General features: G+C 54.9%; 8 protein-coding genes and 1 pseudogene. 4 read left to right on the top strand and 5 right to left on the bottom strand.

Annotated features, from left to right (window positions below):
- Positions 1-63 precede the first annotated feature (63 nt).
- On the bottom strand, positions 64-2,097 hold the full coding sequence (locus ACSYSS_RS03425) for a GTP-binding protein (protein WP_491704074.1): 2,034 nt from the start codon (positions 2,095-2,097) through the stop codon (positions 64-66).
- A gap of 140 nt (positions 2,098-2,237) precedes the next feature.
- Here ACSYSS_RS03425 and ACSYSS_RS03420 point away from each other — a divergent pair.
- Positions 2,238-3,247, top strand: a pseudogene (locus tag ACSYSS_RS03420) (Gfo/Idh/MocA family protein).
- 250 nt (positions 3,248-3,497) lie between these two features.
- On the opposite strand, the gene ACSYSS_RS03415 reads toward ACSYSS_RS03420, so the two are convergent.
- From ACSYSS_RS03415 to ACSYSS_RS03405, 3 genes are read right to left on the bottom strand one after another with little or no spacing between them, the layout of a single operon-like run.
- Positions 3,498-4,403, bottom strand: a complete 906-nt coding sequence (locus ACSYSS_RS03415; RefSeq protein WP_491704073.1) for a carbohydrate ABC transporter permease — start codon at positions 4,401-4,403, stop codon at positions 3,498-3,500.
- Between the two features lie 57 nt (positions 4,404-4,460).
- Positions 4,461-5,426, bottom strand: coding sequence for a carbohydrate ABC transporter permease (locus ACSYSS_RS03410; protein WP_491704072.1), 966 nt, complete (start codon positions 5,424-5,426; stop codon positions 4,461-4,463).
- Positions 5,427-5,460: 34 nt separating this feature from the next.
- Positions 5,461-6,750 carry an ABC transporter substrate-binding protein gene (locus ACSYSS_RS03405; RefSeq protein WP_491704071.1) on the bottom strand — a complete coding sequence of 430 codons (1,290 nt, stop codon included), beginning with the start codon at positions 6,748-6,750 and terminating at the stop codon, positions 5,461-5,463.
- A gap of 173 nt (positions 6,751-6,923) precedes the next feature.
- Between ACSYSS_RS03405 and ACSYSS_RS03400 the strand changes: the two genes are divergently transcribed.
- Positions 6,924-8,129: an ROK family protein gene (locus tag ACSYSS_RS03400; RefSeq protein ID WP_491704070.1), complete on the top strand. Its 1,206-nt coding sequence runs from the start codon at positions 6,924-6,926 to the stop codon at positions 8,127-8,129.
- A 249-nt stretch (positions 8,130-8,378) separates the two neighbouring features.
- Here ACSYSS_RS03400 and ACSYSS_RS03395 read toward each other — a convergent pair whose 3' ends face one another.
- Positions 8,379-10,667, bottom strand: a complete 2,289-nt coding sequence (locus ACSYSS_RS03395; protein WP_491704069.1) for an alpha-galactosidase — start codon at positions 10,665-10,667, stop codon at positions 8,379-8,381.
- A 193-nt stretch (positions 10,668-10,860) separates the two neighbouring features.
- Here ACSYSS_RS03395 and ACSYSS_RS03390 point away from each other — a divergent pair, with 193 nt between their 5' ends.
- A complete protein-coding gene (locus ACSYSS_RS03390; RefSeq protein WP_491704068.1) occupies positions 10,861-11,658 on the top strand; it encodes a copper homeostasis protein CutC in 798 nt (265 codons plus the stop codon).
- 248 nt (positions 11,659-11,906) lie between these two features.
- Positions 11,907-13,082: a DsbA family protein gene (locus ACSYSS_RS03385; RefSeq protein WP_491704067.1), complete on the top strand. Its 1,176-nt coding sequence runs from the start codon at positions 11,907-11,909 to the stop codon at positions 13,080-13,082.
- The last annotated feature ends 12 nt before the right edge of the window (positions 13,083-13,094 follow it).

The following is a 13,094-nucleotide window of genomic DNA, read 5'->3' as shown; positions in this document are numbered from 1 at the left end:
TATTTCAAACATTGTAACAGAACATGGCATACCGTTCCCCTGCAGGCAGACAAGGACCGGCACTCAGATTCGTATGCTGCCGACATGCGCAAAATCCGGAACACGATTCCATTTGACCACGTATCCGGCGCCGTGGGCGCAGAACACGGAATCAGGCGTGTTCTCCATATCCTGCGCGGGGTCGTACGCTGCAGCGGCAATGACCGCTTCGGCATCATGACAGGGTTCATAACCCGAGAACATGCAGTTGAGACTACCCATACCGTGCGTATAGACATTGACTTCCATGGCATAGTCACGCATCTGCTCCACAGGGGCGTTGCCCTCGAGCGCGGCTTCTACGCCATCGCTTTGCGGTGCCTCGTATCGACCGCCCATGCGCTCCACATCGGCCATGGCACGGCCGAGCGAGACCTGCGGCACGATGAGCGAAAAACGATACCACGGTTCCAGCAGCTGGCACTGACCCTGCGCTTTGAGCTCCATGAGCCCCTGACGAACCGCGCGGTACGTGGCCTCACGAAAATCCCCACCTTCGGTGTGTTTCTCGTGTCCACGGCCGGCCACCAGCGAGATATGGATGTCGGTAATAGGAGCGCCGATGAGCACGCCCAAGTGCTCCTTCTCGCCTAAGTTGGTAAGCACCAAGTGCTGCCAGTTAGCCGCCAACGCATCGGTGCTGCACTGCGAATCGAACACCAAACCACTGCCGCGAGCGCCTGGACGCAGGGCAAGGTGGACTTCGGCATAGTGCCGCAAGGGCTCAAAATGACCGATACCCTCAATCGAGGCAGTGATGGTCTCGCGATAGAGCACTCCACCTTTGGCGAACGTCACTTCAAGGCCAAAACGGTCACGAAGCATCTGGACGATCACCTCGAGCTGCACGGCGCCCATCAATTGCACATGAATCTCCTGCAGCCTGCTCACCCAACGGACGTGGAGCAATGGATCCTCATCCTCAAGCACACGCAACGCCGCAAGGACCTTATGGGTGTCAGCTTCGACCTGCGGCACAGCCTGATAGCTCAGCACCGGCTGCAATTCGCTGGCGCCACTGTCCTGTTCAAAACCCAGACCCTCTCCCGGATATGTGTGGTCAAGCCCAGTCAAGGCACACACCATAGCTGCTTCAGCCCGAGCCACCAAATCGAACTTTGCACCATCGTAGCGACGAATCTGATCGATTTTCTCATGCCAATCGTCACCCTGGGACCTACCGTCTTCCAAATGAACCATGCCGCTGCCACGGTGATGGAGATTGAGTGTGGATTTGACGGCAAGGCTGCCCCCAGTCACCTTGACCCAAGTCAGTCTCGAGCCCTGTCCATCATGGGAGACCTTAAAGACACGTGCACCAAACGTTTCCCCATATGTTCGCTCTTCTGTATATGCCTCAAGTCCGTCGAGAAAACCGTCGATGCCATCCAGTTTGAGTGCCGAACCGAAATAGCAGGGAAACATCTTACGACGAGCTACAAGCGAGCGCATCGTATTTGGAGAAAGCCTGCCAGCGTGCAGGAACTCATTGATCGTGCTCTCTGCAGTGGCCTCATCGTCATCGAGCAAAGGCACCTCCTCGCGCTTCTCCGGGCGAGGCAAGGACGCATCGCTGAAATCGATGCAACCTTGGTCAAGACTACGCCGAAGTTCCTCCAGCACCCATGCTCTATCGGCGCCTGCGGCATCCATCTTGTTGATGAAAATGAACACAGGAATATGGTGATGCTTTAAGAGCCGCCAAAGCGTGCGAGTGTGGCCTTGCACTCCGTCCGCGGCTGAGATGACCAGTATGGCGTAATCCAACACGGCTAAGGTTTGCTCGGTCTGTGCTGCAAAGTCAACATGACCGGGTGTGTCAAGCAACGTCAGTTCCAAGCCGCCATGGCGCACCATGGCCTCTTTGGAGACAATCGTGATGCCGCGTTCACGCTCCATGTTGTCGGTGTCAAGAAACGCATCACCATCATCGACTCGGCCAAGTCGTCGTATTTCGCCGCTTCGGTACAGCAAAGCTTCGCACAATGTGGTCTTGCCTGCATCCACGTGCGCCAGAACGCCCGCCGTAACCCGTTTTACCTTTACATCTTCACCCATTGCCATCCCCCCCTCCACGCCTAAACCGCTTTCAACATAGTGAAACCAGAGTGCCACTGCAAGCCTACAAGCCCATAAACGACCAACTACCATACTAATATCGGTTGAAATCACACATTGCACATTACGAAGGAGTGAGAGTGAGCGAAGTCTGCAGTTCAGGAATAGACATTGAACATGATGGCCACAGGGTGAATGTGGGGATTTTGGGAGCAGGTGCCATCGCACACACCATGGCAAAGACGTTGACGATGATGGCCAGGGACCCACGATACAACTCATTGATCCGCCCTTACGCCGTCGCCGCGCGAGACGCGCACAGGGCTGAGGCATTTGCGAACCAGCACGGGCTTACAACCTGGTATGGATCCTATGATGAGCTGCTCGACGACCCGCATGTGGACCTCATCTATATAGCGACCCAGCATAGTCTGCACGCCGAACAAGGCATCGCCTGCGTCAAGGCAAACAGGCAACAACATTGCTTTCCACAGCTCAAAAAGCCAACATCCTTTGTGCGGAGGCGATTTGGCCTCGGTACATGCCTTCACGCACGCTCATCGATGACATCATAGGTTCCGGCGCCATCGGAGACGTCAAAGCCGTCAGCGCAACCATGGGCGGGTCTGGAACGCATGTGCAACGCCTCATTGATCCAAATCTCGCAGGAGGCGCGCTCTTGGATGTTGGCATTTATACGTTGAACTTCATGGACATGGCACTTCGCGATAGGTCATCACGTGAAATCAGCTCCATCACAACAACGATGGTGCCATATCAAACGGGTGTGGACGCGCAGGATTCCATCACAGTCTGCTACGACGACGGCGTGATGGCGACTAACTTCTCATCCATGGTTGCAACCTGCGACAACATGGGCATCGTCAGAGGGGACGAAGGATATCTCACATGCCAAACCATCGACAACCCCAAGGCAATCGACGTATACGACAACAGCCATCGTCTCATCAAACACTATGATGCCCCCAGTCAACTCACCGGCTACGAATATGAGGTGGCGAGTGCTGCAAGAGCCATACTCGAAGGGAAAACGGAATGTGCACAGATGCCACATGCCGACACTATTCGCATGATGAATCTCATGGATAGCATCCGCGGAATCTGGGGATTGGAATACCCCTTTGAATAAGTTTCACGACAGCTAAATCGAATCCCAGAGACGGCACCTGCAAAAACCGACGTTAAGTGTCGTTGACTACGTGAGCAAGAAGCAGCCAACGACGTTTCCGTCCATAACTGCGGGTGGCAAAAAATCCGCAGGACCATTCACTTCACCGCGTCCAGCAATTATTGAACGGCTTCCCGCCGAACCCAACATTTTCGTGCGACTTTTGGAAAGCCGCGCGGCGCCTCCAGCGAAAAGCCCATAGGGTTCCCCGCTACTTGACCGCGCCGCGCATCACCCCACCCACGACCCACTTCTGGGCGAAGATGTAGACGATGATGATTGGTGCCATGGCCATCAGGTAGCTTGCAAACGCCATCGGATAGTTCGTGGCGAACTGCGAGCTGAACACATACTGTGCCAGCGGAATGGTCTGGTTGCTCTGGTCGGTGAGCACGATGAGCGGCATGAGGAAGTCGTTCCAAGCCCATAGCGCCGTCAAAATGGCGATGGTGGCATTGATGGGACCCATGAGCGGGAAGATGATCTTCCAGAAAATGGTCCATGTGCTGGCACCATCGATGCGGGCCGCCTCCTCGAGCGAGATCGGAATCGAGCGGATGAACCCGGTGGCGATGAAGAGGTTCGTACCCAATCCAAGCACGGTGTACAGGATGATGAGCCCCACCGTGTTGTCAAGGTGCAGGGAGCCCATCTGCTTGGCGAGCGGCAGCATGATGACAGGGAATGGCACGAACATGGCCGCGATGAAGAAATAGTAGACGAAGCGGAAGAACCGCTTGTCCATGTTTCGCGCCACGGCATAGGCCACAAAGGTGTTGGTCAGCAAGGTGAGCAGCACAGCGACCACTGTGATGATGGCAGAGTTGAGCGCCGCCTTGGGGAAGTTCACCTTGGCCGAAGCGTCGGCGAAATTGTGCCATTCCCACGTTGTCGGCAGACTGAACGTACCTGCCTGCGCAGGGGTCTTGAGCGCAGTGACGATGGTGAAGTACAGCGGCACCAGCACGATGAGCGAAAGTACCGCGATGACGGCGGTGAGCCACCAGTTGATGTTGTGGTCCCGTCTATACGCCTTCTTCCTACCGCCGTGATCCGATGGACCTGCCACCTTTACACTCGAGCCTGATGTCTGTGCTGCGATTGTTGTCTGTGCCATTGCCGTTCCAGTCTTTGAAGTTTTCGACATTGTTGTTTGCTGCATCGTCTCCTCCTTTCAGACCTTTTCCTGGCTGCTGGAGACCTTGAGCTGGACGAATGCCATAACCGCCAGCAAAACGAAGAAGAGCACGGCATTGGCCGTTTGATACGCATATTCGCCACCGGTCAAGCCACCCTTCCAGATGAGGTACGTTACCGTCTCCGTCTTGGAATCCGGCCCGCCATCCGTCAGCGCCACCACTTGGTCGAAGGTGTTGAGCGCGTTCTTCAGCGAGAGTACCAAATTGATGGTGAGGAATGGACTGATGAGAGGGAAGGTGATTTTCCAGAACTTCTGCCAGGCATTGACTCCGTCGATGACCGCGGCCTCATAGATCTCGTCGTCAATGGTCTGCAGCCCCGCCAAATAGAGCAGCACCGAATACGCCGTCCCCTGCCAGACCGCGAGGAAGACGATCGGAACCCAAGAATACTGTTCGCTGGTGAGCAACGACTGCGAAAGCCAGCTAATGTGCAACGCCTTGCCCAAGGCCGGCAACGGCGACATGAAGATGTATTTGAACACATAGCCGATCACCAGCACGCCCAAGGTGTAGGGAATGAAGTAGATGGCCCGGAAGCCGTTCTTGAATGCGATGTGGCTGTTGAGCGCCACAGCGAGAAACAGCGCGAATATGTTGATGAGCAGTGTGATGAGAATGGCTATAAAGATGGTGAACAGGTACGCATGACCCACACGGCCGTCCCTGAACAACGCCTCATAGTTTTTGAAGCCTATCCATTTGTAGTTGCCGTACCCTTGGGAGTTCGTAAAGGAATATCCTATACCTCTGGCGAAGGGCAGATATAGAAAGATGGCGAAGACGGTGACGGCGGGCACCACCATCCAGTAATAGGCCGGTTCGGCTTTTCGCTTTGAGAATCGTGAGACTCGTTGTTTCGCGGAAGCGGTTCGCGTTTGTGATTTGTCCGGCCCAGTACCTGCTGGATGCCGAACTGGCTTTGACATTGCATCGGACATTACAGTCTCCTTGCCTTGCTATTCGATTGAAGTTTCACTCGAAGGTCCGCGCCTGGACCTTGTCCCATTCGGTCTGCATCGAATCGGTGAAGTTGCCCACGTTGCCGCTGGTCACCATCGCCTGCAGATAGCCACCGATGTTGATGGACGAGGGAATGTAATGATCACAGAAATCGGCAAGCCTGTTCTGTTTGAAGAATCTGTTCACCGTCTTCAACGCGGGATTGCCGTAGTGCGTTTTCTTCAGCGGCGTGATGGCAGACTGCGCATCCGCATATTCATCGAGCTGCTTTTTCTGCATCAGAAACGTTATAAATTTTCGGGCTTCCTCGGGATGCTTGGTCTTCGCACCCATCGTAAGCATCACGTCATCGCCGGCGGTCAGAATCTGGTTATTGGGATTATCCGTGGCTGGCATCTGGGCAAAACCGAGATCCATGCTCTTGTTGATGGTGGTGATCTGTGGAATGGCGTAGGTGCCCAGCGGAATGATGGCGGCCTCGCCTTTGGCGAAGTTCTGCGTGCCCTGCTGGTATGTGACCCCTTTGTCGGTTGTAGAGTGAGCGTACATCTGGACTTCCTTGCGCGCCGGGGCGGTCCACAGCTCCTTGAAGTTCGTCTCGCCCTTCTTCAACTGAACGTATTTGCTCTCAGGCACCAACGTGCCAGCCAATGATGCCAACGGCGCCTGGGCAGTCCATGAGTCGGCCAACGAGGCCTGTACGGGGTTGATGCCGGCGGCCTTGAATTTGTCGAGCATCGCGTTGAATGCCGTCCATGTCTGCGGCGGCCTCTCGGGGTCCACACCTGCTTTGCGCCAGAGAACCTTGTTATAGATGTACCCCGAGGCATTGCCTGCGAATGGAAGGCCATACAACCTCTTCTTGGCAGGGTCGGTGGTCTGTACAAGATTCTTGGCGATCTTCACCATGCCGGGATTGAGCGTCTTGACAATCGGATCATCCGTGAAGTCGTGGAACACACCCGACGCCGCGAACATGCCAAAACTGATGTCGCCATTGAATGTGATGACATCGGGCACACGGTTTTTGACGAATCGCGTACGCAAATCGGTCTGCGCGTTCGCAGAATTATTGATGTTGATGTGGATGTCCGGGTTCTGCTCTTCGAATTCGCGGGACATGGCCTTGAACTGATCGGCGGCCTCGGATTTGAATTGGAAGAAATCGAGGGTCACCTGGCCGGCGTGCGCATTGCCGCAACCAGCCAGACCAATTCCCATGGCCAACGTGCACACCGCTGCAACCAACGGTTTGTGCGCATGCCGCTTCCTTGATATCGTTCGATGAAGTTTCGCTTCCATTCCAAGGCTCCTTTGACATTTAGAGCTGCGGCAGCTGTACCGCAACGACTTTGTCCAGTGTAAACCTGACATGGTTTAGTTTCCCAGTCCATGTATGTCTGTTGTGGACGGCAACCCAAAAGGGTATTTTTATATTATCAGGTAAAGTAATTCGATGTCGGCAAGGAAGAATCATGAAAACAAATGTTTCCAGATGGCACTGGTTCGACGGTTCGGCTTCCACACACCGAACGGCAAAGACCATAGCACAATATGGTCCGATAGCTCGCATCGAACTCTCCGATAAACTGAACCTTACTCAGGGAGCCCTCTCGCGAATCACCAGCGACCTCATCTACTGGGGTGTGGCTCGCGAAATACAGGACACTGAGGCAGACGACGACCGCACTGCACATTCCAATAGCCAAAACTTCGATGGCGGAAACGAGCAAACTCGCAGAGGGAGGCCAAAAACCTCTCTATGCCTATGCGCGGATACAAAAACATTCATCGGCATCAACATTCATGCCGACGGTATGACTGCAGTTGCCGTGAACGCCTTATGCAAGGCCCAAGGACCAAGCTTCAGCGAGCCCTTGAAGGGAACGGATCTTCTCAATATCGTCCAGCAGATCGGCATTCTGGCTGCACGATGCTCACAAGGGCTCAACGTCCAACCCTCCCTGCTTGGCATCAGTCTTGGAGGCCACGTCGTGGATGGCAGGACCGTCACCTATGCCCCGTTTCTGCATTGGAACGACGAGGTGCATTTGGCCGATCTTGTCGAAGAACGCTGCTCCCTTCCAACCTTGGTCGTCAACGATCTGGACGCGTTGCTTCTCAAAGAGAATTGGTTTGGAACCGCTGTAGGCGTGCCTCGTTTCGCATTGGTCACCATAGGCTCGGGTGTCGGATATGCCCTAAGCGAAGCCGGTGAAGCAGTCAACCATCCCGATCGCAGCTACGGCTTGGTCGAGCACATCCCATTGGACCCCAAAGGCCCAGTATGCTACGCAGGCCACACAGGATGCTCGCAATGCCTGACCACGGATTCCATCGTCTCCGAGTATGCCTCGATCATCGGCAGCCCATGCACCACAGAGGATTTCATTCGGGACATCGACGACGGCAAGCCACAGTCCCATCGCCTACTCGATCGCGCTTGCTACCGATTGGGAATCTTCATTGCCGTGATGACCGACTTCGCCATGCCCGACAAAGTCGTCATCAATGGGGAGACATCTTCGCTCTATCGACGCAACACCGAATCAATTCGTAGCGGCATCAACTCATATCGACCCACCCAGTCATCAAAAATCGACTTCACTATACCTGACTTTTCTTGGGATTCTTGGGCCACAAGCGCAGCGGCAGCGGCGATAGCAGAGTATATTGAGTAGCAAATGGCATCGGTGGCGACATATTTTTACGTTGTCGATATCGAGGTCGCGGTTTGCCAGCAGCAATAGGTCAATGGCATCTTGATGCCGCCCTCGACGTGTTACTGGCATAAATCCAATCACAGCAGGTGAGTGCCTGACTCACCGGCTCACCTGCCACATCCTTATTGTTGACCTGTGTCGTCATAGCATTCCTTCCTTCTAGGCTTGCAATCACAGCAACAAACAGGAAGCACTCACTACGAACGACTAGTCCGTGATCCGTGTTGCCTCAAAAACCACGGCCTGTTGAGGATTGAGACTTGGAGGACGAATTCCATAGCTGTTCAACGCTCCACCATCTAAGGTCACACCCTCGTTGTTCCACCATAGGCATGGAGATTGTGCATTGGACACATGCTCTACATCCAAATCAAGATTCACCTCAAGTGGGTGGACGTTGTATGCGGCCTGCGGATCAAGCCCCGGTAGTCGCACAGGAGCCGCAGGATACGTCTGCGAAGTGGTCAACTGGGTGAAGCGGTATGTGGCATGGCGACGATCAACACTGACAATGCCGTCAAGACGAACCGATGGGTCCGAATCATCCCCGTGAACGCACACCCCCCGACGAAATTCCCCACGATGCTGTTTGTAGGCGGAAATCCAAGACTTCAATTCTTCCAACGATTCCTCGCTTTGTTTCAGCAAATTCCATTCGACTCCCAACGACCCAAAGAACGCCGTCGCCATACGCATACGCTGACTGGTTGCACGACCAGTGGAGTGGGCCGGGCTGTCACCAATATGCTCGCCTATGAATTCAGGAGGCACAACGAGCGACGTATAGCGCTGAATGTCCGTACGTTCCACTGGATCAACACAGTCGGAAGCCCAGATGCGATCGGCGAATTCCAAAATTCCCAAATCCACACGTCCTCCGCCAGACGAACAACTTTCGATTTCAAGCCTGGGATGTGAGGACTTCAAATCGCTCAGCATCCGATAGAGCGCCAATGTCTGGGCATGAATGGCGGGTCGCCCGGAACACGGGGAAACAGCCTCGATGACCCACTTGTTATGATCCCATTTGATGTAGTCGATGTCCAGCTGGTCCACCAAAGAACTGATCGCACCGTATATATAATCGTACGCCTGTGGATTGCTCAAATCCACAACCTGCTGGTTCCTCCCCTGCATCGGGAGTCTGCCGGTTCGAGCCGCAAGAATCCAGTCGGAATGCAATCGAGCCATATCCGAGTCCGGATTGACCATTTCCGGTTCGAACCACAGACCGAATTCCATGCCCTTGCCGTGCACATACCGCGACAATGATGCAAGGCTGTGTGGGCCGTCAGGCCAAACATCTTGGGATGTGCTCCAATCACCAAGCCCCTTGGAATCGTCACGGCGGTCGCCGAACCAGCCATCGTCCACAACAAACCGTTCCACACCGATCTGGGCAGCCACATCGCCAAGCGCAGCCAGCTTTTCATAACTTTGATTGAAATAGACGGCCTCCCATGTATTCAAGATCACCGGACGAGGCCGATTGGAACAACGCGGATGGCACGAGCGCACGTATGCGTGAAACCTTCGAGAAGCCTCATCAAGACCGAATCCATAGGATCCATAGACCCAAGGAGTGGTGTATGAATCCACCCCTTCAATGCTTTGCAAACCGTCATTGCACTGGTTGTCTAATATCGGCCTCGACGCCGAGGGCGGAACTTCAATCTCACCGTCGAAGAGGAATTCCCCTCCTCCTAGCAGACCCTGGGTGTACGGCGTTCGTTCGGCAGAAAGCACGCTATTGCCGCTCCAACCAACATGACTGCAATACACCTCACCATGTTCGAAACCGAAGCCGGGAGTACCGAGCACCAACAGAAGAGAAGCGTCGTAATCGGGGCGGCCGACGACAGATGCCTTTTGGAACCTTCCCACCGTCAGCGGTTGGCGTTGCGGCGAATGCTCACGCAGATGATGGCCCGTGGTGGTAAGCACCTCAGAGGCGATATCGGGTACAGGAAAGCCCAATTCCACTGTTCCGACAGCCAGATTTCCGTTGCCTGTATTCCGCACGCTCATCCGCTGGCGCAGCAACCCGCCCTCGTCAATCTCGCAGACCCACGTCAGCCAGACGCCTTGGGCGGCATCACTCGCCTGAACCTCCACAGCCGGAACCTTGACCCCAGCGGCTCGCTCATGTTCATTGATCCGAACACTCTCGACACTGAATTTGCAGAACAGCTCTCTGCCTCCCCGGCTGACCTTGAACCGAGTGATGCCGCTCCAGGCTTGAGATTGCAATGGGAGAATGCTTGGCCATGCGGTGTCGTCCAAGGCCCCGGAAACTCGTTGCGGATGAAGGGCTACGTACTCATTGAGCAAGGAACCAGGATGGGCCAATGGCCTACCCCAATGAACAAAATATGGTAGATCATTTCCTACAAACAAGAGGGCAAACGCCACTTTGGAGGCTCGGCTTTCACCATAGACGAGTTCAAGGCCGGTGCCATCACCACACAGCCGCCTGTAATGATCAATTTGCGCCATTGCACAATCCTTTCCCAGTTGCCCAATTACCCACAACAAGTTTGAGACTAATGCATCTTCATTATCTTGACACAGCAGGTGTGTCTTATTCAATTGGTAATAAATCCTTGAAAAACGCAGGGCAATATGCGTAAACCGCCGTCACCCAAGATACGATGGTGTTTATTCCAGTCGCGACAAAAAGGAGCATACGATGACCAAGAGCACAACCGACTCGTCACAAGAGCGAAACCTCGGAACGCGCCCTCGCCAAAAACTCGAAATAGCCGTGCAGGATGTACAGGGAGCACGGACGGCGGCGACATGCGGCGCAGACAGGGTGGAGCTCTGCGCGGCATTGGCTTCGACCGGCGGCATCACCCCGGGGTACGGCATCATCTCGCTTTGCACAAAATGCAGAGTGCCATCCGGCGTGCAAGTGCTCATCAGACCCAGAGGCGGCAGTTTCGTCTTCGATGCAGACGACAAGGCGATGCAACTGGCCGAGATAGGCCCTGCACTACAGGCTGGTGCCAGCGGTGTGGTTGTTGGAGGCCTGACGGACAACGGAGACATCGACATTCCTTTTGCCCGAGACCTCTTGAACGAGGCGCAGGAACAAGCCGGGAAAATCGGAACATCGGTGGATGTGACCTTCCATCGGGCGTTCGATATGGCTTCAGACCAGTCAACCGCTTTGGAGGAACTGATCTCCCTTGGGTATACCCGTATACTCACTTCAGGCGGGGCACCCAGTGTGCCAGAGGGGCTTGATGCATTGGAAGAACTTGTACGGCAAGCCGACGGACGCATACAAATCATGGCTGGTGGAGGTTGCACCCCCGAACGGTTCCACGCTATTATGGCCACCGGAGTGGATGCGATCCATCTTTCCGCGCGCCGCGTCACCAAATCCGATGGAGGCCCAGGTGGCGGCGGAACAGACACCATCGTGGAGCATACGGACCCATCGATTGTGCGGGACTGCGTGGAACGAATCCGGCGCCATTAGCCAGGCATGACTAACTTTGCGGAAATAAGTTGTATTTGCCGTGGGCAACGGCACATCCTGACGTAATGTTGGAAACGGTCAATCTCCTATTGATGTGTACCATATTTCGCGCCCCTGCCATACAATGCTTACATCCACGCTGTGAGACGAAGCGGATTTCGTCGAACCGCAATGAAAAATAACAGGTAATTTCAAGTCTCTGTATTGTTAAGTCTTTTACTTGTCTACCACACATGAGGATGATGCATATGTCGTCAAAACGTCGCAACAACCGGCCAACGAGCAACACTCCAGGTTCAGGCAACGCACCAAACCAAGCCCGAACAGCGAAACAGACCACCGCTGAAACGAAAAACACGCATCCGTCAACGACCTCACCATCCTCAAGCCCCTCTTCAGCCAAGCGCAAGGCATCAGCTCGGACAAACAGAAAAAGAGCGCGAGAACGTGAGGAGCTGGCCAGACAAGCGGCACAGGCCGCGGCAAGAGAACGAAAACAAACAACCATCATCGGAATCGCCGTGTGCGCCGCCATCATAGCCATCATCGTCGCCATTGTGGCAGTGGTGTGGGCACTGAACCGCCCTGCCAAACAGAGCAATGCATCAAACAGCAACACAACCAGCCAGTCCAACGATGCGAACAATGCCGGGAAAAGCCAAAAGGATGATGACTCCTCAACCACTGTGAGCCTTCGCCAGGCGCGCACGAACGTGGGCGCGGCGACGCCCATTCCCAAGAACTCGAACTCCGAAGGCGGTTTCCTGCTATCCAAGGACGGGCTGAAGAAGCCCATCAAGAATGTACCGACGGTCGCGGTATACATGGACTTCATGTGCCCGGGCTGTGGCAACATGGACCGGCAGCTGGCCCCCACCTGGGCCAAGATGGTGAGCGCGGGCCAAATCAACCTGGAGATTCACCCCAATGGTTTCCTCGATGCCTACAGTTCCGATAACTATTCGACTCGTTCGGCAGCCGCTGTGGCCTACGTGGCCGACAACGATCCAGACCACGTCTTGGCCTTCATCCAGAATCTGTACGATCAGTCGTTCCAGCCTAAGGAAAGCACCGAATACAAGCCGGTATCCAACGACGACATCAAGGCACAGGCAGTGAAGGCAGGGGTCAGTCAGGAAGTGGCAAGTCAGGCCGTCAAAGGCGATTACACCAAGTGGATCAAGGCGTTGGCGACATACACCCCAATGCGCCCCGCCCTACAACATCCCGACGGTGCCAACAAGGGAGAGATGACAACACCCACCGTCACCATCAATGGCAACTATTGGGACTACTCCAAGGTCACTTACGACGGTACGTCACTGCCCGACGCCTTCAACAAGGCGCTGGGCATGAATGCGGGCGCCATCGGTCAGTCCGGCACGCTACCGTCCATCGGAAGTACGGGAAAGCCGAAAGCCTGACCGCCGACCTAA

Source organism: Bifidobacterium sp. ESL1118 (assembly GCF_058505595.1).
This window is presented reverse-complemented; position numbering and strand designations above follow the sequence as displayed.